The following is a 23,967-nucleotide window of genomic DNA, read 5'->3' as shown; positions in this document are numbered from 1 at the left end:
ACACGCCCGTCACACTACGCGCCTACCGTCAAAGTCAGTTGTTCTCATCAAAGAAAGTTTGACGCGAGGAGCTCCGACGTGCCCACGATCGACCAGAACTCACGCCGCCGACGTCCCACCGGCCTCATCGCCCTCGACGAGACGGCCGCGTCCGAGGGCTACACCCTCTACGCGCCCCTCACCGGCACCGGGGAGGTGTACCTCGTCGACCTCCGGGGCCGCACCGTCCACCGCTGGGACCTCCCCTACCGCCCCGGCCGCCACGCCCGGCTCCTCGCCGACGGAACCCTCGCCTACAACGGCGTGCTCCCGGGGGAGCGGGCCCTCTTCCCGATGTGGCACAAGTACCGGGGCGGCGTCATGCTCCACGCGGCACCCGACGGGACCGTGCTGCGGGAGCACCGCGACCCCTTCCAGCACCACGACGCCCACCACCTCGACGACGGCCGCATCCTCTACACCGCCCTGGAGCCGCTCACCGGCGCCGACGCCGCGGCGGTACGCGGCGGAGTGCCCGGCTCCGAGGCCGAGGACGGTCTCGTCTGGGCCGACACCATCAAGGAGGTCGGCCCGGACGGCGAACTCCTGTGGTCCTGGCGCGCCGCCGACCACCTCGACCGGGACTCCTACCCGCTGCACGAGGCCTACGCCCGCGAGCACTGGCCGCTGATCAACAGCGTCACGCCCCTGCGGGACGGCAACGTCCTGGCCAGCCTGCGCAGCGTCTCGGCCGTCGTCGTCATCAGCCGCGCCACCGGCGAGATCCTCTGGCGGAGCCGCCCCGGCACCGTCAGCCAGCAGCACGCCCCCACCGAACTCGACGACGGCCGGTTCCTCGTCTTCGACAACGGCGTCTTCCGGCCCGGCCACGACGTTCCCCACTCCCGCGTCGTCGAGATCGACCGGGCGTCCGGCGACATCGCGTGGGAGTACCACGACCCCGCCCGAGAGTTCTTCTTCGCGCCCTTCATGGGCTCCGCGCAGCGCCTGCCGAACGGCAACACGCTCGTCACCGACTCCCCGTCGGGCCGCCTGTTCGAGGTGACGAAGGACGGCTACCTCTGCTGGGAGTACATCGTCCCGTACTTCGCCGGCTACGAGGAGAGCGAGGTCCGCGGCCTCTTCCCGTCGCAGCCGAACGCCGTCTTCCGCGCCTACCGCTACACCCCGGCCGAGATCCCGTGGCTGGAGACGGCATGACGACCACACCCGCTCCCGCCGCCCCTCCGGTCGAGGCCGTCGACGCGCGCGTCCCGTGGCGGCGCCTCGTACCGCTGGCGGCCCAGCACGTCCTGGCGATGATCGCCGCCCCGGTCTCCACCGTCTTCCTCGTCGCCGGCACCCTGAAGACGTCGCCCGGCGCGACGGCCTCGCTGCTCAGCGCCGTCCTGCTGCTGTGCGGCGCCGGAGCCCTCCTCCAGTCCCTCGGGGTGTGGCGGATCGGCGGCCGCCTGCCGTTCGTCATGCTGCCCGGCGGCGCCGCCACCGCCCTGTTCCTCCAGATCGCCCAGGAACACGGACCGGCCACCGCCACCGGCGCCGCCCTCCTCGCGGCCGCCCTGCTGCTCGCCGTGCTCCCCCTGTACGCCCGTGTCGTACGGCTCTTCCCCCCGCTGGTCATGGGCGTCACCGTGCTGCTCATCGGGGTCGCGATGATCCGGGTCGCCGCCCGGCTCGTCACCGGCCCGGACGGCACGGGGGAGCCGCGCGCGGTGCTCCTCGCCGCCCTCACCGTGGCAGCGACCGTCACCGCGTACGTGTTCCTGCGCGGCGTCTGGCGGCAGACGTCCGTCCTCATCGGCATGGCGGCGGGAACCGCCCTCGGGGTGGGGACGGGCCTCGGCTCCTTCGCCCCCGCGGCCGGCAGCGGCTTCGCCCTGCCCGTGTTCCTGCCCTTCGGCACACCGAGGTTCGACCTGCTCGCCGCGCTCCCGCTGCTCGTCTTCAGCCTCACCACGCTCGCCGAGATCACCGGGCAGACCGTGCTCAACAGCGAGACCGTCGGCCGGAAGCCCGCTCCCGAGCGCGACGTCCCCCGCGTCGCCCGCGCCGACGCGCTGGTGTCCCTGACCGGCGCGCTCTTCGGCACCTCCCTCATGGTCACCAGCGCCGAGAACATCGGCATCGGCCGGCTCACCGGGGTCCGCAGCCGCTTCGTGACCGCCGGCGCCGGGGCGCTCCTGGTCCTCCTCGGCCTGGCCGCACCCGTCTCACGGGTGCTGGCCGGCATACCCGAGGCCGTCGTGGGCGGCTCCGCCCTCGTCGTCTACGCCGTGATCGCCGTCATGGGCGTCGAGATGCTCCGCCGGGCCGATCTGTCCGGGACGGGGACGGGCTCGCTGACGGCCGCGCTCGCGCTCACCGCGGGACTGCTGCCGCTGCTCAGCCCCGACCTGTACGCGGGGTTCCCCGGCTGGGCCCGCACGATCCTCGGCAGCGGCGTCGTCGCCGGCACCCTGACGGCGGTCCTCCTCACCGCACTGCTCGGCCGGCTCGGCCGGGGGAGCGGCACCCCCTCCCCACCGGCCGACCCGCCCGCACGGACCGGCCGGGACGCGCCGGACCGTGCGGGGGGCCGCCCGAGCACCGTCTAGGAGAGGCGCTCGTAGGGGATCTTCTCCCCGGCCTCGACCGCGACGGGCAGCCGGTTCTCGGCCGGCGGCAGCGGGCAGGTCGCGAAGTCGGTGTAGGCGCAGGGCAGATTGGTCGCGCGGTTGAAGTCGAGCACGACCGTGCCGTCGGGCCCCGGGGCCGCCACCCCGAGGTCACGGTTGGCCGCGTACGTGGTGACGCCCGAGGTCGCGTCGGTGAACAGCACCGTGAGGCTGCCCGGCGCGTGCCCGTTGAAGGCGGTCAGGCTCAACTCCCGCCCGTCCAGTCGGAAGACGACGCGGCCGGGGGCGTCGTACACGTGCCGGAGCCCTTCGACGGAGGCGCCGACCGTGGTCGGGCGCGGCTCGTCGAAGGCCTCGTACCGGCCCGTGACCACCCAGCGCGGATCGGGCTCGTACGCGGGAGTGCCGGCGAAGGCGACCCGCAGCGGGTGGCCGGGGTGGCGCGGTCGGACCACGTCGTGGCCGCCGCGCTTGGCGACCTCGATCACGGCGTCGCCCCAGACGGCGTCGATGCCGCCGCGCTCCGGGATGACGCCGAAGAGGTGCCTGCCCCGCACCACCGTGCCGTCGACGACGAGTTCGGTGCCCTCGTCGAGTTCCACGACGACGCCTTCGGGCCCCGTCGACCAGGTCCCGGGCGCGCCGGGGAACGTCCGGGGCTCGTCGGAGAGCCAGTGGAGGCCGGTGATCGCGAGGAAGCCGTGCTCCGAGGCGAGCCGGGCGTCCTTGTCCCGGTGCCAGGCCTCCCACTCCTCGGCGAAGACCTTCGGATCGAAGGCCTCCGGATCGAAGACCTCCGGATCGGATGCGGACGTGTCACGGACGCTCATGCTTCTCCTCCTGCGGTGAGGGACGGGGTGGTGGGCGCGGTCGCGTGTCCGTCGCCGGGGCCGCCGGGCCCGGAGGCGGGGCGGGGAAGGCGGAGGGAACGGAGCGCGGGGCGGGACGGGGCCGTCAGGAGGCGCCCGGGAGCCGTCGGGGCGAGCGCGTCGGTGTCCGGACGCCGGGTCGGGGCCTCGGTGTCAGCGGAAACACGCCATGGTCGTGACGCGCACGTAGTCCACGTGCCGGCGCGTCACGAGAAGGCTCATGGGTTCAGGAGAACACAACTCCGGTGCGTGGCGCCAGTGATGGCCGCCCCCGCCCGCTCGTCTCAGCCGAGTCGCTCGGCCAGTCCGACGACGATGCCCTCGGGACCACGGAGGTAGCAGAGCCGGTAGACGTCCTCGTACCGCACCACCTCGCCCACGAGTTCGCCGCCCCGGGCGCACAGGCGGGCGACGACGTCGTCGATGTCGTCGACGGCGAACATGACGCGCCGGATGCCCAGCGCGTTCACCGGCGCGTCCCGCATCCCGGTGTCGACCGCCTCCGGCGTGTGGAACTTCGCCAGCTCGATCCGGCCGTGTCCGTCCGGGGTCCGCAGCATGGCGACCTCCTGTCGGGATCCGTCGATCCCGATGACACGGTCCACCCACCGCCCCTCGACGGGCATCCTGCCTTCCGGTTCCATGCCGAGCTCGACGAAGAACGCCATGACGGCGTCGAGGTCCTCGACGACGATGAGGACGTTGTCCATCCGCTGGATCGTCATGCCGGGTCTCCTGACATCTCGTGACACACGGACAAGGCCGTACGATGGCGACGGGTGGCACCACGGGTCCACCCCCGCCGGACGATCGTCGCCGTCGGACGGCGACGGACAGGTAGGCGCGCCGTACCGCGAGGCCGCCGGTCGGGGCCACGACCGGTGGAGTGCGTTGCGGTGACGTGCGCGGCATCCGTGGGAGCCACCGGGAAACGGCGTAGCGCGTGATCGTTTCTGCATGATGCCCTGCCCGGCGTGAACACACGTAGGTGCGCGTGCTGGGCTGCGACGGGCGCGGCGCGTACTCGGGCATGATCGCCGGGTTCGACCGGGTCGCCAGGAACGCCGAGCAGCCGACCGTCCTGAACGGCTCCCCCGGCGGGGACAGGTCGGTGGCCCTGAACAACGCCGCCGCCCCGCACGTCACCGGCGTCGCCGCGCTCCACAAGGCCGAGCACTCCGCGGCCGCCCCGGCCGAGGTCGCCGAGTGGCTCGACGACAACGCCACGAAGGGTCTGCTGACCAGTGTCAGCCCGGCACGCCCGACAAGTTGCTGTTCACCGGCGGCCTGTAGCTCCCGTAGCTCCCGCGCCTCGGCGGCCGGGAGCGGACGCGCGCTGCCGCCCGCACGAGCCCGTCGCGAAGGCGAAGGACTCGTGCGGGCCCCTCAGCCGCCCTCGGCCTCTCGGACGCCCTCGGCCTCGAAGGTGCGCAGCAGGTCCGCGGCGACGCTCACGGCGATCGTCGCGGGTTCCTTGCCGGTGATGTCGGCGAGACCGATCGGGGTCTTGATCCGGTCGATGACGGCCTCGTCGTGACCGCCCTCGGTGGCGAGCCGCTTGCGGAACCGCCCCCACTTGGCCGCCGACCCGATCAGCCCGATGGAGCCGAGGTGCGCCGTGCGCAGCGCGGCGTCGCACAGGGCGGCGTCCTCGGCGTGGTCATGGGTCATGATCAGGACGTGGGTGCCGTGCGGGAGTTCCTCCAGGACCTCCTCGGGCAGCAGCGGCGTGTGGTGCACGCGCACCCGCGCCACCGCGTCCGCGAGCACGTCGAGCCGCCGCTCGGCGAGGGTGTCGGCGCGCGTGTCGACCAGATGGAGGTCGAGGTCCTGGCGGGCCAGGATGCGCGCCAGTTCGAGTCCGACGTGCCCGACCCCGAAGATCGCCACCGCCCGTACCACCGGCAGCGGTTCGAGCAGCACCGACACCGTGCCGCCGCAGCACTGCACGCCGTGCTGGTTGGTCACCTTGTCGTTCAGGGCGAAGTCGAGCAGCTCCGGCTCCGGCCGGGGCGCCTCGATCATCTCCCGGGCCCGGTCGATGGCGACGGCCTCCACGTTGCCGCCGCCGATCGAGCCCCAGGTCTCGGTCCGGCCGACCACGAGCTTCGCGCCGGCGTCGCGCGGTGCATGGCCGCGCACGGTCGCGACGGTCACGAGCACGCCGGACTCCCGGCGTTCCCGCAACCGCGCGACCGCGGCGAACCACGTCATGTCAGGCACCGATCGACGCTTCCGCGAGATCGGCGCGGACGGGCGAGGCACCGGCCCCGCGGGCCGCCTCGATCGCCCAGTACACCGCCTCCGGCGTCGCCGGCGAGGCCAGTTCGACACTGGTCCCGGCCGGCCCGAACGCGGCGGCGGCCTGCCGCAGCGCCTCCCGCACCGAGAAGGCCAGCATCAGCGGAGGCTCGCCCACCGCCTTGGAGCCGTAGACCGCGCCCTCCTCACCGGCGTTCTCCAGGAGCGTGACGTGGAACTCCTCGGGCATCTCCGAGAAGCTCGGCAGCTTGTAGGTGCTCGCCGCCTGTGTCAGCAGCCTGCCCCGGTTCGGACCGTCACCGGCGTCCCAGCGCAGGTCCTCCAGGGTCAGCCACCCCGCGCCCTGCACGAAGCCGCCCTCGACCTGACCGATGTCGATCATCGGGGACAGGCTGTCGCCGACGTCGTGCACGATGTCCACCCGCCGGATGCGGTACGCGCCGGTGAAGCCGTCCACCTCCACCTCGGCCGCGGCGGCGCCGTGGGCGAAGTACTTGAACGGCGAGCCGTGGAACGTCTTCGCGTCCCAGTGCAGTCCCTCGGTCCGGTAGAAACCGGCCGCCGACAGCTGCACCCGCTGGAGGTACGCGGTGCGCACCAGGTCGTCCCAGGCCAGCTCCCGGTCGCTGCCCAGGGCGCGCGCGACGCCCTCGACGATCCGCACGTCCGAGGCGTTCGACCCCAGCTGTGTCGCGGCCACCTGCAACAGCCGTCCGCGCAGCTGCTCGCAGGCGTTCTTCACCGCCGCGCCGTTGAGGTCCGTGCCCGCGCTGGCGGCGGTGGCGGAGGTGTTGGGCACCTTGTCGGTACGCGTCGGGGCGAGGCGCACCTTGTGCAGCGGGATGCCCAGCGTGGTCGCGGCCACCTGGAGCATCTTGGTGTGCAGGCCCTGGCCCATCTCGGTGCCGCCGTGGTTGATCAGGACGGAGCCGTCCTTGTAGACCAGCACCAGCGCGCCGCCCTGGTTGAAGGCGGTGAGGTTGAAGGAGATGCCGAACTTCAGGCCGGTGAGCGCCAGGGCCCGCTTGGTGTGCGGGTGCGCGGCGTTGAAGGCGGCGATCTCGCGGCGGCGGGCGGCGACCTGGCCGTTCTCCTTGACCTGCTCCCAGACGGCGGAGATCCGCTCCGGCTGGACGACCGGCTGTCCGTACGGAGTGGTCTGCCCCCGCCCGTAGAAGTTGCGCTCCCGCAGCTCCGCCGGATCCAGGCCGAGCAGCGGCGCGCACCGGCCCATGATGTCCTCGATCACCAGCATGCCCTGGGGGCCGCCGAAGCCGCGGAAGGCGGTGTTGGAGACCTTGTTGGTCCTGGCGATGCGGCCGGTGACGCGGGCGTTGGGGATCCAGTACGTGTTGTCGATGTGACACAGCGCGCGGGCCACCACCGGCTCGGACAGGTCCAGGCTCCAGCCGCCGTCCGCCGTCAGGGTGGCGTCGAGGGCCTGGATGCGGCCCTCGGCGTCGAAGCCGATCCGCCACCGGGCGTGGAAGCCGTGCCGCTTGCCGGACATGGTCAGGTCCTGGGTCCGGTTGAGCCGCACCCGGACCGGCCGGCCGGTCAGCCTGGCACCGAGCGCGGCGACGGCCGCGAAGCCGTGCGGCTGCATCTCCTTGCCGCCGAAGCCGCCGCCCATCCGCAGGCACTGCACGGTCACCTCGTGACTGTGCAGGCCGAGCACGTGGGCGACGATCTCCTGGGTCTCGGAGGGGTGCTGGGTGCTGCTCTGCACGAACACCTGCTCGGCCTCGTCGACGTAGGCCAGGGCCGCGTGCGTCTCCAGGTAGAAGTGCTCCTGGTCGGAGAAGTGCAGCTCGCCGGTGAACACGTGCGCGGAGTCGGCGAAGCCGGCGTCGACGTCGCCCGTCACCATCACGGGCCGGGCGCCGTGGAAGCTGTCGGCGGCGATCGCCTCCTGGAGCGTGACGATCGAGGGCAGCTCGTCGAGCTCCACCTCGACGGCCGCCGCACCGAGCCGGGCCGCCTCCAGCGTCTCGCCGAGCACCCAGGCGACCGCGTGCCCGTGGAACATGACCACGTCGGGGAAGAGCGGCTCGTCGTGCTTCATCCCGGCGTCGTTGACGCCGGGCACGTCGGCACCGGTCAGCACCCGGACCACACCGGGCACGGCGAGCGCCGGCCCGGTGCGCAACGCGGTGATCCGGCCGTGGGCCTTCATGACCTGGACCGGGTAGGCGTGCAGCACGTCCTTGGTGCGGTGGATCAGGTCGTCGGTGTAGAGCGCGGTGCCGGTGACGTGCTGGACCGCGCTCTCGTGCGGCAGCGGAAGGCCGACGACGGGCTTCTCGGGACGTTCGGACAACTGGCTCATGACGACACCGCCTCGGTGGTTCGCGTGTACAGCTTCAGCAGGCTCCGGCCGAGCATCGCGGAGCGGTAGGCGGCGCTGGCCCGGTGGTCGTCCATCGGCGTGCCCTCGTCCCGCAGCACCGGCGCCACGGCCTCGGCGGTCTCCGCCGTCCACGGCCTGCCCTCCAGGGCCGCCTCGGTGGCCAGGGCGCGGATCGGGGTGGCGGCGACGCCGCCCAGGCCGATGCGCGCCTTGCGGACGACCCCGTCCCGGACGTCGAGCGAGAAGGCGACGGCCACGCTGGAGATGTCGTCGAAGCGCCGCTTGGCGATCTTGTGGAAGGCCGTGACCGGCGACAGGGGCAGCGGGATCCGCACCGAGCGGATCAGCTCGTCGGGCCGGCGCACGCTCTGCCGGTAGCCGGTGAAGTACTCGGCGAGGGGCACCTCGCGCTCGCCGTCGGCGTCGGCGAGGACCACCGACGCCTCCAGCGCGAGCAGCGCCGGCGGGCTGTCGCCGATGGGGGAGCCGGTGCCCAGATTGCCGCCGAGGGTCGCGCCGTTGCGGATGAGACGGGAGGCGAACTGGGGGAACAGCTCGGCGAGCAGCGGGACTTCGCCGTCGAGGCGGCGCTCGATCTCGGTGAGGGTCAGCGCCGCGCCGATCTCGACGGCGTCGGGCCCGACGCGCAGCTCCCGCAGTTCGGGGAGCCGGTCGACGGCGACCACGCAGCCGGCCCGCCGGGAGCGGATGTTGACCTCCACGCCCCAGTCGGTGGAGCCGGCCACCACCACCGCGTCGGGCCGCTCGCGCAGCAGCCGCAGCGTCTCGGCCAGGGTGTCCTTCCGGACGAACACGCTGTCGTCCTGGGCGTATTCGGTGGCGACCGGCGCGGGCGGGGCCTGCTCGCGGCGCCGCGCGAGGGGGTCCTCCTCGGTGGGCGCACCGACGGCGAAGGCGGCGTCGCGGATCGGGCGGTAGCCCGTACACCGGCACAGGTTCCCGCTCAGCGCGTGCAGGTCGAAGCCGTTGGGGCCGTGCTCGGCGTCGGATCCGCCTTCCGCGTCCGCGTGGGCGCAGCGGTCGGGGCGGTAGTACTCGGCCGCCATGCTGCAGACGAACCCCGGTGTGCAGTAGCCGCACTGGGAGCCGCCGCGGACCGCCATCTCCTTCTGCACGGGGTGCAGGACGGGCGGCGTGCCGGGCGCGCCGGCGGTGGCGAGGCCCTCGGAGGTGACGACCTCCTGGCCGTCGAGCGCGGCGACCGGGACCAGGCAGGCGTTGACCGCCACCCAGTCGGTGGGCTTGTCCACGCCGGGGCGGGCCACCAGGATCGAACAGGCGCCGCATTCCCCCTCGGCGCAGCCCTCCTTGGTGCCGGTGAGTCCCCGCTCGCGCAGGAAGTCCAGCACCGTGGTGTGGGCCGGGGCGGGTGCGATCGGTGCTTCTTCTCCGTTGACGGTGACGCGCGCCGCTACCATGTCGGGCCCTCGATTCCGTGCGCGATGGGTCGATTCCTCATGTTCGCCAATGTCGGGCAGCTTTCTGTGTTCGGACGCGCCGCGGCGGAGAAGCGGGCGCGGAACGGCACGCGATGGCGGCGTGCCGGAAAAGGGTGAAGGAAAGGAAGGAAGGAACGTGCCGCGAGGGGGCACGGGAGGAACGGCGTCGTCAGCAGCCGTGGGCGATGCGACCCGGAACCCAGACCGTGGTGTGGGCGAGGCGACTCAGGTCGGAGCTGGTGTTCATCCGCGGTCGCCTCCTCTCGATCGTCATGGGTCGATGCTGAGCGCAAATTAATGCCCGGCGCTCATCGCGGTCAAGAGCCGTCCGAGCTGCGTACATCTGTGAATCAGATGGCTGTCAACTGAAACATCTGTTGGACAGTTCCACGGGCCGCTCCAAGGATGTGCCGTGCGGGAGCACAGTCCACGAGAGCGGAGGCACACATGCCGCACGAAGAGACCGAAGTAGTCGTCGTCGGGGCCGGTCAGGCGGGCGTCGCGATGAGCGAACACCTGGGCGCCCAGGGCATACCGCACCTCGTCCTGGAACGGCACCGGATCGCCGAGCGGTGGCGCTCCGAACGCTGGGACTCCCTGGTCGCGAACGGGCCCGCGTGGCACGACCGTTTCCCCGGCCTGGAGTTCGCCGACGTCGCCCCCGACGGCTTCGCGCCGAAGGAGCGGGTCGCCGACTACTTCGTCGCGTACGCCGAGAAGATCGGCGCCCCGGTCCGCAGCGGCGTCGAGGTGACCTCGGTGCGCAGGCTCACCGGCCGGCCCGGCTTCCGCGTCGAGACGCCGGGGGGAACGATCGACGCGCGCTTCGTCGTCGCCGCCACCGGGGCGTTCCAGAAGCCCGTGATCCCGCCCGTCGTGCCGGAGGGCGCCGTCCCCACGCAGATCCACTCCAGCGGCTACCGCAATCCGGAGCAGCTGCCCGAGGGCGCCGTCCTCGTCGTCGGAGCCGGCTCCTCCGGGGTCCAGATCGCCGACGAACTGCGCCGCGCCGGCCGCCGGGTGTTCCTCTCCGTCGGCCCGCACGACCGCCCGCCCCGCGCGTACCGCGGACGCGACTTCTGCTGGTGGCTCGGCGTGCTCGGGATCTGGGACGCGCAGACCCCTCCCCAGGGCGCCGAACACGTCACCATCGCGGTCAGCGGGGCGCACGGCGGCCACACCGTGGACTTCCGGGACCTCGCCGCGCGCGGCATCGAACTCCTCGGCATGACCACGTCCTACGCCGACGGCGTCCTGCGCTTCGCGCCGGACCTCGCCGCCCACATCGCCCTCGGCGACGCCCGGTACCTGGACTTCCTCCGGACCGCCGACGCCTACGTCGAGCGCAACGGGCTCGACCTCCCCGAGGAGCCGGAGGCCCACGTCCTCGGGCCGGACCCGGAGTGCGTGACCGACCCCCGCACGGAACTCGACCTCGCCGAGGCCGGCGTCACCTCCGTCGTGTGGGCGACGGGCTTCGCGAGCGACTACGGCTGGCTCGACGTCGACGTGTTCGACGAGAACGGCCGCCCGGACCAGCGACGCGGGGTGTCCGCCGAACCCGGCGTCTACTTCCTGGGCCTGCCCTGGCTGTCCCGCCGCGGATCGAGCTTCATCTGGGGCGTCTGGCACGACGCCCGGTACGTCGCCGACCACATCGCGAGGCAGCGCGGCTATCTCGCGTACGAACCCACCGACCGGAAGAACTGAGGAACGGACCATGACCTCCACGCCCCCGAAGGCCCCGATCGTCACCGGCGGCCACACCCGCGTCCGCCCGTTCAACACCCGCGACACCTATCCCGAGCAGAACCTCGACAACGACCTCTGCCAGGCCGTCGTCGCCGGGAACACGGTGTACGTCCGCGGCCAGATCGGCCAGGACCTCGACACCAGCGAATCCGTGGGCGTCGGCGACGCCGAGGCCCAGGCCGAGCGGGCCATGGCCAACATCAAGATGCTGCTCGAAGAGGCGGGCAGCCGCATGGAGCACCTGGTCAAGCTGACGATCTACCTGACCGACCCGCGCTACCGCGAGGCGGTCTACCGCACGGTGGGCCGCTGGACCAAGGGCGTGCACCCCATCTCCACGGGCCTGGTGGTGTCCGCGCTCGCCCGGCCGGAGTGGCTGTGCGAGATCGACGCGATCGCCGTCGTCCCCGCCCCCGCCGAGGAGGGCACGGCATGACCTTCTCCCTCGTCGTGCGCGACGGTGAGCGCTTCGGCGTCGTGGCCTGCTCGTCGAGCCCGGCGGTCTTCGCCCGCGTCGCCCATCTGCGGCCCGGCGTCGGCGCCGCGACCTCGCAGAACATCACCGACCCCATGCTCGGCACGAGCCTCCTCGCGGGCCTCGCGGAGCACGCGGACGCGGAACGCGCCCTGACCGACGTCACCGGCGCGGCCCGCAACGCCGCGACCATCGACTACCGGCAGCTGACCGTCCTCGGCCGCACCGGCCCCGGATTCGCCCACAGCGGCGCGCGGACGCTCGGCACCCACGCCTCGGCCACCACGGACGGCGCGGTCGCCGCCGGCAACATGCTGTCCGGCCCGCACATCCCCGGCGTGCTCCTCGACGCCTACGCCGCGGCCCGCGGAGAACTCGAAGAGCGCCTCCTCGCCGCCCTCGGGGCGGCCGTCGCGGCCGGCGGAGAGGAGGGCCCGGTGCGCTCCGCCGGCCTGGCGGTCGTCGCGGACGTCGGCTGGCGCGTGACCGATCTGCGGGTCGACTGGGCCGACGGGCCTGTGGACCGGCTCGGCGAACTCCTCGACGTCTGGCTGCCGCAGCGCGACGACTACGTGCGACGCGGACTCGACCCCGCCTCCGCACCCTCGTACGGCGTCCCGGGGGACCTGTGACGGGGGACATGAAGAAGGCGGCCCGGCAGGCGGTCGACCGCCGGGCCGAGGAGCTGATCGGCCTCTCCGAGCGGCTGCACGCCGATCCGGAGACCGCCTGGGAGGAGCACCGGGCCGCGGCCGCCGTCCCGGAACTCCTCGACCGGGCCGGATTCGACGTCACCTCGTCCTACCTGGGCCTGGAGACGGCGTTCCACGCCCGGATCGGCAGCGGGCCCGTCCGGATCGCCCTCTGCGCCGAGTACGACGCGCTGCCCGGCCTCGGTCACGCCTGCGGGCACAACCTCATCGCGGCGAGCTCCGTCGGGGCCGCGCTCGGCCTCGCGGCCGTCGCCGACGACGCCGGCCTGACCGTCGAGGTCCACGGCACCCCCGCCGAGGAGGGCGGCGGCGGCAAGATCGAGCTGCTGGACCGGGGCGCCTTCGCCGGCGTGGACCTCGCGATGATGGTGCACCCGGCGCCGGTGGACGTCGCCGAGGCCCGCCCGTTCGCCGTCAGCCACTCCAGGATCTCCTACACCGGGAAGTCCGCGCACGCCGCGGCCTATCCGGAGGCCGGGATCAACGCCGCCGACGCCTTCACGGTGGCCCAGGTCGCGATCGGCCTGCTCCGCCAGCAGCTGCCGTCCTCGGCCCGGGTGCACGGCGTGGTGACCCACGCCGGCGACGCCCCCAACGCCATCCCGGAGCGCTCGACCGGACGGTGGTACGTACGGGCGGAGACGCTCGCCGAACTGGCCGCCCTCGAACCGCGCGTGACGCGGGCCTTCGAGGCCGGCGCCCTCGCGACGGGCTGCGAGCTCCGGATCGAGCCGGAGAGCAAGCCGTACGCGGAGTTCCGCAACGACGAGACCGCCCTCGGCCACTACCGCGCCAACGCCCTCGCGCTGGGCAGGGAGTTCGCGCCGCCCGGACAGGCCGCACGGATGAACCGCGCCTCCACCGACATGGGCAACGTCTCCCAGGTGGTGCCGGCCATCCACCCGTACATCGGCATCGGCTCCCTGCCCGCCACCAACCACCAGCACGAGTTCGCCGCGCACTGCGTGGGCGGGACGGCGCAGAAGGCCCTGCTCGACGGGGCGATCGCACTGGCCTGGACCGGCGTGGACCGGGCCCTCGCCCCCCGACCACGCGAAGGATCCCGATGACCCCGACCCCGGACCACCGGTACCGCACGGAGCACGACATGCTCGGTGACGTCGACGTGCCCGCGGACGCCTACTACGGAGCGCACACCGTCCGGACCGTGGCCAACTTCCCCCTCACCGGGGAGACCCTCGCCGCCCGCCCGCACCTGATCGGCGCCCTGGCGGCGGTCAAGCGCGCCGCCGCCCGCGCCAACGCCGAGGTCGGCGCCCTGGACGCCCCGCTCGCCGCCGCCATCGAGACCGCCTGCGCCGAGATCCGCGCCGGAGCCCTGCACGACCAGTTCGTGGTCGACCTCATCCAGGGCGGCGCGGGCACCTCCACCAACATGAACGCCAACGAGGTGATCGCCAACCGCGCCCTGGAACTGCTCGGCCGCCCCCGCGGGGAGTACGCGGTCCTGCACCCCCTCGACCACGTCAACCTCGGCCAGAGCACCAACGACGTCTACCCGACGGCCCTGAGACTGGCCCTGGACGCGCACGTCGCCGAACTGCTCGCCGCCCTGGCCGGACTGCGCGGCGCCTTCGAGAGCAAGGCCGCCGAGTTCGCCGACGTCCTGAAGATGGGCCGCACCCAGCTGCAGGACGCCGTCCCCATGACGCTGGGCCAGGAGTTCGGGGCGTACGCCGCCACCCTCGCCGAGGACGAACAGCGGCTCGCCGAGGTCAGACCCCTGCTGCACGAGCTCAACCTCGGCGGCACGGCCATCGGCACCGGACTCAACGCCCGCCCCGGCTACCGCGAGCGGGCGGTGGAGGAGCTGCGCCGGCTGACGGGCATCCCCACGCTCGTCTCCGCCCCCGACCTCGTCGAGGCCACCCAGGACGTCGGCGTCTTCGTGCACCTCTCCGGAGTGCTCAAGCGGATCGCCGTGAAGCTCTCCAAGATCTGCAACGACCTGCGGCTGCTCTCCTCGGGGCCGCAGGCCGGCCTCGGGGAGATCAACCTGCCCCCACGGCAGGCCGGTTCGTCCATCATGCCCGGCAAGGTCAACCCGGTGATCCCGGAGGCGGTCAACCAGATCGCCTTCGAGGTGATCGGCAACGACCTGACCGTCACCCTCGCCGCCGAGGGCGGCCAGCTCCAGCTCAACGCCTTCGAGCCGGTCATCCACCGGAGCCTGAGCGCCGGCCTCGACCACCTCACCGCGGGCGTCGGCGTCCTCGCCGAGCACTGCGTGCGGGGCATCACCGCCGACCGGGAACGGCTCGCGCGGACCGTCGCCGCCTCCACCGGCCTCGTCACCGCCCTCGGCCCCGCCCTCGGCTACGAGACCGCCTGCGCCCTCGCCCTGGAGGCCCACCACACCGGCAGGCCCGCGCTCGACCTCGTACGCGAGCGCGAGCTGCTGACCGAGGCGGAACTGCGCGAGCTCACCGCCCCCGCCGCCCTCGCCGGCCGGGGCACGCCCTGAGCAGCCCACGGCGTCGTGTCCGCCGCCGGTGCCGCATAGGGTCGGAGCCGACCGGATCACCGGACGCCGCTCCCTGATCCGGTCCGATCGACAAGACACCCCCCAGGCGCGAGGGCCACGCATGACGTCACCAGTGGGTTTCACACTCGTCCAGCTCCGCTACTTCCTCGTCGCCGCCGAACGCGGCTCGATGACGGAGGCGGCGGCGGAGCTGCACATCGCGCAGTCCGCCGTGTCCACGGCCGTCCACAACCTGGAGCAGGACCTGCGGGCGCAGCTGTTCATCCGCCGGCGCGGCCGGGGGCTGACGCTGACACCCGCCGGGGAACGGCTCCGGCAGCAGGCCCAGGACCTCCTCGCCCGCGCCCGCGAGGTCGAGCGGGAGGCCAGGGGAGGGGGCGGGGCGCTCTCCGGGCCGGTGGCCGTCGGCTGCTTCGTGACCCTGGCCCCGCACTACCTGCCGGCGCTGTTCGACGCGTGCGCCCGACGCCACCCCGGCATCGAACTCGACGTCGTGGAGGGGGAGTCGGACCAGCTCGTCCAGGCCCTGACGGCGGGACGCATCGACTTCGCGCTCACCTACGACCTCGGTCTGTCGGCCGAGCCGGACCTGCGCGCCGAGACCGTCGCCCGCGCCCCGGCGTACGTCGTCGTCCCGGCCGACCACCCCCTGGCCGGCCGGGACGGCGTCGAACTGGCCGAACTGTCGGGCGAGCCGTTCGTCCTCCTCGACCTCCCCCACAGCCGCGACTACTTCCGCTCGCTGCTCGCCGCCACCGGCACCGCGCCCGACGTGCGCTACCGCACGCGGAGCTACGAGACGGTGCGCTCCCTGGTGGCGCGCGGGCTCGGCTACTCCGTCCTCAACCAGCGCCCGGCGACCAGCCGGACCTACGGCGGCGGGGAGGTCGCGGAGCTCCGGCTCCGGGACGGCGGACCGCCGCTCGAGGTCAAGATCGCCTCGGTGGCGGACGTGACACCGACGGCCCGCGCCCGAGCGGTCATGGACGTACTGCGGGAGGTCGCCGCCCGGCCCGCCGGGTGACCCCACGCGTCAGAGGTCGGCCCGGCCCGTCACCGTCCGGGCGTGGGCCAGGAGCAGCTCCCGGGCCCTGTCCGGGCGCAGGGCCGCGTTGCGGCTGACGATGTGCAGTCCGTAGCCGTCCTCCAGGGCCACCAGGCCGTGTGCCAGGTCGGCCGCGGCCGCGGCGAGCGTGAACCCGCCGGTCGCCGCCCCCACCGCGAGGGCGGTCGTGTAGAGCGCGACCTCCCGCGCGAAGAGCGAGGCCATCAGCTCGGCGTGCCCCGGGCTGCGGCCGGCGCGCCGGTGCAGTTCGTACAGCAGCCCATGGACCGGGTCGTCCGTCAGGCTCGGCAGGCCGCTGTCCAGGAGGGCCCGCAGCCGGGCGGCGGGATCGTCGGCGGGCGCGGCGTCGTAGGCCTGCTGCCGGGACGCGAGATAACCCTCCACCGCGCCCCGGTGCACCTCCAGGACGAGGTCGTCGAGCTCGGGGTAGTAGTACAGGACCGAGCCCTGGGAGACGCCCGCGGCCTCCGCGATGTCCTTGATGCGCAGGGCTTCGAGCCCGCGCTCCGCGATGGCCCGCCCCGCGGCGGAGACGAGGGCCTCCCTGCGTGCCGTCTGGTCGCGTGGTCTGCCGACTTTCCTCATGGGCTCATTCTCTGATGCCCATATCAGATTCCGCAAGAAGTTCTCGCTCAGGGCATTGACGCCCGGTTCACCTATTGTTTGAATCCCAACTCAAAGAACTCGGTGCGGACGCCGCCGCCGAGTCCCTTCCCCCTCGCCGCCCCGCTGTCTCCCGAGCGGCGCACTCCCCGAAACGGCCCGGCCCGCATCCCGCCCCCAGGGGCACCGGCTCACCCCACGTCCCACGACGCAAGCGAAGGCCACAGCAATGCAGACGTACGCCCACTGGCGGCAGCGCGCCGCCGACCTCACGCCCCGCACGCGCCTGTTCATCGACGGAGCGTGGACCGATCCCGCCGAGGACCGGTGGATCCCGACCGTGAACCCCGCCACCGGCAAGACCACCGCCCACGTGGCGGCCGGCTCCGCGGCGGACGTCGACCGGGCCGTGGCCGCGGCCCGCACCTCCTTCGAGGACGGCCGCTGGTCGCGCACCGCCCCCGCGGAGCGCAGGCGGGTCCTGCTCGCCCTCGCCCGCCTCGTCGAGGAGCACGGCGAGGAGCTCGCCCTCTGCGACACCCTCGACATGGGCAAGCCCATCGCGGAGTCCCACGGCACCGACGTCCCCGGCGCCGCCGGCGTCTTCACCTGGTACGCCGAGGCCGTCGACAAGCTCTACGACGAGGTCGCCCCGGCCCCGCCCGGCAGCCTCGCCCTCGTGCGCCGCGCCCCGCTGGGCGTCGTCGGCGCGGTGGTCCCCTGGAACTTCCCCCTCGACCTCGCGAGCTGGAAGCTGGCCCCCGCCCTGGCCGCGGGCAACAGCGTCGTCCTGAAGCCCGCCGAGCAGTCCCCGCTCTCCGCCCTGCTCCTCGCGGAGCTCGCCGCGGAGGCCGGACTGCCCGACGGCGTCCTGAACGTCGTGCCCGGCCCGGGGGAGACGACCGGGCGGGCCCTCGGCCTCCACCCGGACGTGGACACCCTGGTCTTCACCGGCTCCACCGCCGTGGCCAAGCGCTTCCTCGCCTACTCCGCCGAGTCGAACATGAAGCAGGTCTGGCCCGAGGCCGGCGGCAAGAGCCCCAACGTCGTCTTCGCCGACGCCGACCTGGACGCCGCCGCGGAACGCGCCGCCTGGGGCTTCGCCTACAACGCCGGACAGGTGTGCTCCGCCAACACCCGCCTCCTCGTCGAGGCCTCCGTCGCCGAGGAGTTCACGGCCCGTGTCGCCGAGCACGCCCGCGACTGGCGGCCGGGCGACCCCCTCGACCCCGCCACCCGGCTCGGACCGCTCGTCGACGAGGCCCAGGCGGAACGCGTCCTCCACGCCGTGCGCTCATCGGGCGGCACCCTCGTGTGCGGCGGCACGCGCCCCGACCGCGACGGCGCCTACCTCGACCCCACCGTCGTCACCGGCCTCGGCCCCGACGCCCCGCTCGTACGGGAGGAACTGTTTGGCCCCGTCCTCACGGTGCTCCCCTTCCGGGACGAGGCCGAGGCGATCCGCCTCGCCGACGACTCCGCCTACGGCCTGGCCGCCTCCGTGTGGACCCGGGACCTCGGCCGCGCCCACCGCGTGGCGGACGCCCTGCGGGTCGGCACCGTCTCCGTCAACACCGTCGACGCCCTCAGCCCGGCCACCCCCTTCGGCGGGTTCAAGCAGTCCGGGCACGGGCGCGACCTCTCCCTGCACTCCCTCGACAAGTACACCGGCCTGAAGACGACCTGGATCACCCACGGCTGACCCGGCACGTCCTCGCCCGCGTCCACGACCCCGCCCCCGCACGAGCACCCACCCTCACACGAGCAAGGGACCCACCCCATGACCACCGACACCGCAGACCTGATCCGCCTCGACCGGGCGCACATCATCCACCCCTACCTGCCGGGCAGTGCCACCGAGCGCGTCGTCATGGCCTCCGGCTCCGGCTGCCGCCTCACCGACACCGAGGGCCGCGACTACCTCGACGCCACCGGCGGCCTCTGGCTCGCCCAGATCGGCCACGGCCGCACGGAGGTCGCCGACGTCGCCCACGAGCAGATGAGGAAGCTGGAGTACTTCACCAGCTTCTGGGAGTTCTCCAACGAGCCGGCCATCAGGCTCGCCGCCCGCCTCGCCGAGATCGCCCCCGAGCCCCTCAACCACGTCTACTTCACCTCCGGCGGCTCCGAGGGCAACGAGGCGGCCATCAAGATGGCCCGCTACTACCACCACCGGCGCGGCGAGGGCAGCCGGACGTGGATCCTGGCGCGCAGCAAGGCCTACCACGGCATCGGGTACGGCGGCGGCTCGGCGACCGGATTCCCCCTCTACCACGAGGGCTTCGCGCCGATGATGCCGCACGTCTCCCACCTCACGCCCCCGTGGCCGTACCGCAGCGAGCTCTACGGCGACGAGCCGTTCGCCCCCGAGCAGGTCACCGACTTCCTCGTCCGCGAACTGGAGGAGCGCATCGCCGAGATCGGTCCCGAGAACATCGCCGCGATGATCGGCGAGCCCATCATGGGCGTCGGCGGCATGCTCGTCCCGCCGGCCGACTACTGGCCCCGGGTGCGGGAGGTCCTCGACCGGCACGGCATCCTGCTGGTCTTCGACGAGGTCGTCACCGCGTACGGCCGCGTCGGGGAGTGGTTCGCCGCCCAGTACTTCGACGTCACCCCCGACATCATCGTCACCGCCAAGGGCATCACCTCCGGCTACGTCCCCCTCGGCGCCCTCCTGGTGAGCGACCGCCTCGCCGAGGTGCTCCTGCGCGACCACGGCTTCCCCATGGGCTACACCTACAACGGCCACCCCGTCGCCACCGCCGTCGCCACCGCCAACCTCGACATCATCGAGAGGGAGGGGCTCCTCGCCCGCGCCACGAGCCTGGGCTCCTTCCTCCACGACGAACTGAAGGCGCAGCTGGGCGACCTGCCGATCGTCGGCGAGATCCGCTCCGTCGGCATGATGCTGGCCGTCGAACTGGTCCAGGACCGCGCCACCCGCGCCCCCCTGCCCCTCGACCCGGACCGCATGCCCCACGACGTCATCCGCCGCGAAGCCGGCGTGATCGTCCGCGACTCCGCCCACAGCCTGGTGCTCTCCCCGCCGCTCGTCATGACCGAGACCGAGGCGAAGGAAGTGGCCACCGCGCTGCGCGGCGTCCTGGAGCGCACCGGACCCACCGGCGAGATCCGCCCCGCCTGACCCTGCCCCAGGGAGGCCCGGTGCCCCGCCGGGCCTCCCCGACACGGACGCCACGCCGTCACAGATGCCACGCCGTCACGGCCGCCACGCCGTCACCGCGCTCGCGCGCGCCTGCTCGCAGTACCCCTCTCCCCGCTAGGAACTGCCCGTGTCCTCCCCGCTCTCCGCCGCCGACCCGCGCGCTCCCCACACCACGACCGGCCTGCGGCGCAGTCTGAAGCGCCTCGACATCACCGCCCTGGCCATCGCCGCCGTCATCTCCTTCGACACCGTCGGGCAGATCGCCACCGGCGGCGGCGAGGCCGCCACCTGGACGGCGGCCCTCGCGCTCTTCTTCCTCGTCCCGTACGCCCTGCTGTTCGCCGAGACCGGCGCCGCGTTCCCGCAGGAGGGCGGCCCGTACGTCTGGGTCAGGCTCACCCTGGGCCGGGCCGCGGCCGCGCTCACCGTCCTGTTCTACTGGGTGACCAACCCGATCTGGCTGGGCGGCTCCCTGGTCTTCCTCGCCGCCGAGACCTGGGACGGCTTCGTCTTCCACCTGGGCTCGGGAACCGTCGCCGACTACGCGTTCAAGCTGCTGTTCGTCTGGACCGCCATCCTCACCGCCGTCGTCTCCCTGCGCCGCGGCAAATGGATCACCACCCTCGGCGCCGTGGTGAAGGTCCTCACCCTCGCGGTGTTCACCCTCACCGCGCTGCTCTACGGCATGGAGCACGGCTTCCACGGCCTCACCGACGCCAGCTTCACCCCGACCACCGCCGGATTCCTCGCCCTCGTGCCGATCCTGCTGTTCGCCTACGTCGGCTTCGAGGCCCCCAACGCCGCCGGCGAGGAGATGCACGACCCGCAGCGCGACGTGCCCGCAGCGCTCGGACGCTCCGCGACCGTCGCCGCATGCTGCTACCTGCTGCCGGTCCTCGCGCTGCTCGCCGTCGTCCCCGCCCGCCAGGTCACCGGCATCGGCGGCTTCATGGAAGGCGCCCGCCTCGTCTTCGGCATCTACGGCGACGCGGCCGGCCCGCTCCTGACGCTCACCGCCGTCATGTTCGTCTTCGCCCTCCTCACCCAGGGCAGCGCGTGGATGATCGTCAGCGACCGCATGCAGGCGATGGCCGCCGCCGACGGCGGCTCCTTCAGCCGCGCGCTCGGCGCCTTCCACCCCCGGCTCGGCACGCCCGTGCGGACCAACCTGCTCTCCGGGGCGGTGGCCACCGTGTTCATGGTCGTGGCCATGCGGGTCGCCGAGGGCGACGCGGGCACCGTGTTCGCCGTGGTCCTCACCGTCGCCGTCACCACGCTGCTGCTGTCCTACCTCGTCATCGTCCCCGCCCTCGTCCTGCTCCGGCTGCGCCGGCCCGACGTCGTACGGCCCTACCGCGTCCCCTTCGGCCACCGGGGCTTCATGGGCTGCGCGGCCCTGGTCTACGCCTGGATCCTCGTCGGCTCCTGGTGCGCCCTCTTCCCCGGCACCCTGGAAGCGCTCTTCGGCATCGAGTACGCCTTCGACGACATCTGGGGCATGTCCCGCGGGGCGTTCGAGGCGTTCACCCTCGGCACGGTCGCCGTCCTCCTCCTGGTCGGAACCCTCGGCCTGCTGATCGCCCGAAGGGAGGCCCCGGGGCCGGCCCCGGAACCGGAGTCGGCCGCCGTCGTCGAAGCGGAGGCCTAGGCCGGATCCCCGCCCTGCTCCGTTGCATTCAGGTGCAGTGTCATTGCATCAATTTAGCTCCTCCGAGCTGGTATTATGGGCTCCCAATCGTTGACGAAAATGTGAACGCAACGTAGCTTCGGGTGCGTCGCCCACTGATGCCACGAGATCGGGAATGCCATGACCGAGTCCGTCCACACCGTCACGACGCTGCCCACCGAGCGTCCGTCCGGCTGCCCCTTCGACCCGCCGGCGGAGCTGATCGAGGCCCGTGGGCACGGCCCGATCAGCCGCTACACCCACCCCGGCGGGAAACCCGGCTGGCTGATCACCGGATACGACCTCGTCCGGTCGGTCCTCGCCGACCCGAGGTTCAGCTCGCGCAAGGACCTCATGAACGTCGTCGACTTCGAGCTCCCCCCGGCGCCGCCCGGCGAGTTCCTCCTCATGGACGAGCCCGAGCACAGCCGCTACCGCAAGCCGCTCGTGGGCAGGTTCACCGCACGGCGGATGCGCCTGCTCACCGAGCGGATCGAGCAGATCACCGCCGACTGCCTGGACGCGATGGAGGCGGCCGGCCCCTCGGCGGACCTGGTGACCGCCTTCGGCAAGCCCATCCCCACCATCGTGATCTGCGAGATCCTCGGAGTGCCGTACGAGGACCGCGCCTCCTTCCAGGAGCAGATCGACACGTTCATGGGCGGGGAGGTCGGCGACGAGGAGCTGATCGCGGCCTACACCGCCACCCAGGAGTACCTGGCGCGGCTGGTGGCCGCCAAGCGCGCCCACCCCACCGACGACGTCCTCAGCGAACTCACCGACAGCGACCTGACCGACGAGGAGCTGAGGGGCATCAGCCTCATCCTCCTGGCGGCCGGCTTCGACACCACCGCGAACATGCTGTCCCTCGGCACCTTCGCGCTGTTGCGGAACCCGGAGCAGCTCGACGCGCTGCGCGCCGATCCCACGCTCGTCGACGGAGCCGTGGAGGAACTGCTGCGGTACCTGAGCGTCGCCAAGACGTTCCACCGGACGGCCCTGGAGGACGTCGAGGTCGGCGGGCAGATCGTCGAGGCCGGCACCACGGTCGTCCTCTCGTACAACACCGCCAACCGCGACCCCGAGCGCTTCACCGACCCCCACGCGCTCGACGTCCGGCGGGAGCCCGCCGCCCACCTGGCCTTCGGCCACGGCATCCACCTGTGCCTGGGCGCCCAGCTGGCCCGCGTCGAGATGAGGGTCGCGTTCGCCGCGCTGCTCAAGCGCTTCCCGACGCTGCGCCTCGCCGTCCCCGCCGAGGAGGTCGCCCTGCGCCCGGAGACCGCGGACATCTACGGGGTCAAGAGCCTCCCGGTCACCTGGGACGCCTGACCGGGACGGCAGCGGGGCCATGCCCGGAACACAGGACGCCCGTGCGCCCGGACGGGCGAGTTCCGGGCACCGCCCCGCCCACGGGCCGAGCCCGCGTCCTTCGCCTCACCGGCCGTGTGTGGGACGGTGAGGACATGCCGGTTCCCGTGATTCTCGACTGCGATCCCGGACACGACGACGCCTTCAACATCCTGCTGGCCGCCGCCCACCCCGCGGTCGAACTGCTCGCGATCACCACCGTCGCGGGCAACCAGACCCTGGAGAAGACCACGCTCAACGCCCGCCAGGTCTGTTCCGTGGCCGGGATCCGGGGCGTGCCGATCGCGGCGGGCCGCGACCGCCCGCTGCACGGGCCGCCCCGGATCGCCGAGAACATCCACGGCGACTCCGGCCTGGACGGCCCCGGCTTCGGCGAGGGCGAACCGGAGGTCCCGCAGGACCCGCGCGACGCCCTCACCCTCATCCGGGACACCCTGCTCGCGCACCCCGCGCCGGTGACGCTCGTACCGACCGGGCCGCTCACCAACATCGCGGTCTTCCTGCTCGCCCACCCCGAACTCGTCCCGCGCGTCGAACGGATCGTGCTCATGGGCGGCTCGACGGAGCGCGGCAACACCACGCCCGCCGCCGAGTTCAACATCCTGTGCGACCCGGAAGCCGCGGACATCGTCTTCCGCAGCGGGCTGCCGGTGACGATGTTCGGCCTCAACGCGACCCACCAGGTGCGGGCCACCGCCGACGTCGTCGCCCGGATCGCCGCCCTCGGCACCCCGCTGAGCGGGCTCTGCGTCGACCTGCTCACCTACTTCGCGTCCACGTACCGCGAGGTGTACGGCTTCGACGCGCCCCCGCTGCACGATCCGCTCACCGTCGCCCACCTCATCGACCCGTCCCTGGTCAGCCTGGCGCGGGCGGCGGTGACGGTGGAGCTGAACGGCACGCACACCCGGGGCGCGACGGTGGTGGACCTGCACGGGGTGACGGGCCGGCCCGCCGCCACCGAGGTCGGCATGGAGGTCGACACGGACGCGTTCTGGGACCTGATCGTGGAGGCCGTGCGCGTCCTCGGCCGGCCCTCATGACGGTGGGGCGGCACCACCGAGGTGGTGCCGCCCCGTCAGACGGACCG

General features: G+C 73.0%; 19 protein-coding genes. 13 read left to right on the top strand and 6 right to left on the bottom strand.

Annotated elements, in window-relative coordinates; translation table 11 throughout:
- Nucleotides 1–78 precede the first annotated feature (78 nt).
- Together ACIGW4_RS01755 and ACIGW4_RS01750 are read left to right on the top strand one after the other, a co-directional pair.
- A complete protein-coding gene (locus ACIGW4_RS01755; RefSeq protein ID WP_399577777.1) occupies nucleotides 79–1,200 on the top strand; it encodes an arylsulfotransferase family protein in 1,122 nt (373 codons plus the stop codon).
- Nucleotides 1,197–2,594 carry a uracil-xanthine permease family protein gene (locus tag ACIGW4_RS01750; protein ID WP_399577775.1) on the top strand — a complete coding sequence of 466 codons (1,398 nt, stop codon included), beginning with the start codon at nucleotides 1,197–1,199 and terminating at the stop codon, nucleotides 2,592–2,594. The genes ACIGW4_RS01755 and ACIGW4_RS01750 overlap by 4 nt, the downstream gene beginning before the upstream one ends.
- Here ACIGW4_RS01750 and ACIGW4_RS01745 read toward each other — a convergent pair.
- The 5 genes from ACIGW4_RS01745 to ACIGW4_RS01725 form a co-directional block, all read right to left on the bottom strand.
- Nucleotides 2,591–3,445, bottom strand: coding sequence for a DUF1684 domain-containing protein (locus tag ACIGW4_RS01745; RefSeq protein ID WP_359590291.1), 855 nt, complete (start codon nucleotides 3,443–3,445; stop codon nucleotides 2,591–2,593). The genes ACIGW4_RS01750 and ACIGW4_RS01745 overlap by 4 nt on opposite strands.
- Before the next feature lie 323 nt (nucleotides 3,446–3,768).
- Nucleotides 3,769–4,209 (bottom strand): VOC family protein, encoded by a 441-nt coding sequence (locus ACIGW4_RS01740; RefSeq protein ID WP_359590289.1) that lies wholly within the window; start codon nucleotides 4,207–4,209, stop codon nucleotides 3,769–3,771.
- Between the two features lie 661 nt (nucleotides 4,210–4,870).
- On the bottom strand, nucleotides 4,871–5,698 hold the full coding sequence (xdhC, locus tag ACIGW4_RS01735) for a xanthine dehydrogenase accessory protein XdhC (protein WP_398707092.1): 828 nt from the start codon (nucleotides 5,696–5,698) through the stop codon (nucleotides 4,871–4,873).
- A gap of 1 nt (nucleotide 5,699) precedes the next feature.
- Nucleotides 5,700–8,075, bottom strand: coding sequence for a xanthine dehydrogenase molybdopterin binding subunit (gene xdhB / locus ACIGW4_RS01730; protein WP_399577771.1), 2,376 nt, complete (start codon nucleotides 8,073–8,075; stop codon nucleotides 5,700–5,702).
- Nucleotides 8,072–9,535 carry a xanthine dehydrogenase small subunit gene (locus ACIGW4_RS01725; protein ID WP_398706728.1) on the bottom strand — a complete coding sequence of 488 codons (1,464 nt, stop codon included), beginning with the start codon at nucleotides 9,533–9,535 and terminating at the stop codon, nucleotides 8,072–8,074. Before ACIGW4_RS01725 ends, xdhB begins: the two co-directional genes overlap by 4 nt.
- A gap of 468 nt (nucleotides 9,536–10,003) precedes the next feature.
- On the opposite strand from ACIGW4_RS01725, the gene ACIGW4_RS01720 reads away from it, so the two are divergent.
- The 6 genes from ACIGW4_RS01720 (at nucleotide 10,004) to ACIGW4_RS01695 (ending at nucleotide 16,026) form a co-directional block, all read left to right on the top strand.
- On the top strand, nucleotides 10,004–11,266 hold the full coding sequence (locus tag ACIGW4_RS01720; RefSeq protein WP_399577769.1) for a flavin-containing monooxygenase: 1,263 nt from the start codon (nucleotides 10,004–10,006) through the stop codon (nucleotides 11,264–11,266).
- A 10-nt stretch (nucleotides 11,267–11,276) separates the two neighbouring features.
- Nucleotides 11,277–11,744 (top strand): RidA family protein, encoded by a 468-nt coding sequence (locus ACIGW4_RS01715; protein WP_123457094.1) that lies wholly within the window; start codon nucleotides 11,277–11,279, stop codon nucleotides 11,742–11,744.
- Nucleotides 11,741–12,415 (top strand): DUF1028 domain-containing protein, encoded by a 675-nt coding sequence (locus ACIGW4_RS01710; protein ID WP_399577767.1) that lies wholly within the window; start codon nucleotides 11,741–11,743, stop codon nucleotides 12,413–12,415. Before ACIGW4_RS01715 ends, ACIGW4_RS01710 begins: the two co-directional genes overlap by 4 nt.
- A gap of 8 nt (nucleotides 12,416–12,423) precedes the next feature.
- Nucleotides 12,424–13,566 (top strand): M20 family metallopeptidase, encoded by a 1,143-nt coding sequence (locus tag ACIGW4_RS01705; RefSeq protein WP_399577764.1) that lies wholly within the window; start codon nucleotides 12,424–12,426, stop codon nucleotides 13,564–13,566.
- Nucleotides 13,563–14,981 carry an aspartate ammonia-lyase gene (locus ACIGW4_RS01700; RefSeq protein WP_399577762.1) on the top strand — a complete coding sequence of 473 codons (1,419 nt, stop codon included), beginning with the start codon at nucleotides 13,563–13,565 and terminating at the stop codon, nucleotides 14,979–14,981. Before ACIGW4_RS01705 ends, ACIGW4_RS01700 begins: the two co-directional genes overlap by 4 nt.
- 133 nt (nucleotides 14,982–15,114) lie before the next feature.
- Nucleotides 15,115–16,026, top strand: a complete 912-nt coding sequence (locus ACIGW4_RS01695; RefSeq protein ID WP_399577760.1) for a LysR family transcriptional regulator — start codon at nucleotides 15,115–15,117, stop codon at nucleotides 16,024–16,026.
- 9 nt (nucleotides 16,027–16,035) lie between these two features.
- Here ACIGW4_RS01695 and ACIGW4_RS01690 read toward each other — a convergent pair whose 3' ends face one another.
- Nucleotides 16,036–16,653 (bottom strand): TetR/AcrR family transcriptional regulator, encoded by a 618-nt coding sequence (locus tag ACIGW4_RS01690; RefSeq protein ID WP_123457099.1) that lies wholly within the window; start codon nucleotides 16,651–16,653, stop codon nucleotides 16,036–16,038.
- Between the two features lie 247 nt (nucleotides 16,654–16,900).
- Here ACIGW4_RS01690 and ACIGW4_RS01685 point away from each other — a divergent pair, with 247 nt between their 5' ends.
- From ACIGW4_RS01685 to ACIGW4_RS01665, 5 genes are all read left to right on the top strand, one after another.
- Entirely contained in the window at nucleotides 16,901–18,373 is a 1,473-nt protein-coding gene (locus ACIGW4_RS01685) for an aldehyde dehydrogenase family protein (RefSeq protein ID WP_399577757.1), read from the top strand.
- A gap of 78 nt (nucleotides 18,374–18,451) precedes the next feature.
- A complete protein-coding gene (locus ACIGW4_RS01680) occupies nucleotides 18,452–19,819 on the top strand; it encodes an aspartate aminotransferase family protein (RefSeq protein WP_399577754.1) in 1,368 nt (455 codons plus the stop codon).
- 148 nt (nucleotides 19,820–19,967) lie between these two features.
- Entirely contained in the window at nucleotides 19,968–21,488 is a 1,521-nt protein-coding gene (locus tag ACIGW4_RS01675; protein WP_399577752.1) for an APC family permease, read from the top strand.
- Nucleotides 21,489–21,647: 159 nt separating this feature from the next.
- Entirely contained in the window at nucleotides 21,648–22,838 is a 1,191-nt protein-coding gene (locus ACIGW4_RS01670) for a cytochrome P450 (protein ID WP_123457102.1), read from the top strand.
- Nucleotides 22,839–22,972: 134 nt separating this feature from the next.
- Complete coding sequence (locus ACIGW4_RS01665; RefSeq protein WP_399577749.1) at nucleotides 22,973–23,920, top strand: nucleoside hydrolase; 948 nt, start codon at nucleotides 22,973–22,975, stop codon at nucleotides 23,918–23,920.
- The last annotated feature ends 47 nt before the right edge of the window (nucleotides 23,921–23,967 follow it).

The sequence above is a fragment of the Streptomyces sp. NPDC053513 genome, from assembly GCF_044544765.1.
GTDB classification, from domain to species: domain Bacteria; phylum Actinomycetota; class Actinomycetes; order Streptomycetales; family Streptomycetaceae; genus Streptomyces; species Streptomyces litmocidini.
Note: the sequence above shows the minus strand (reverse complement) of the source record. Positions and strands in the feature narration are given on the sequence as shown.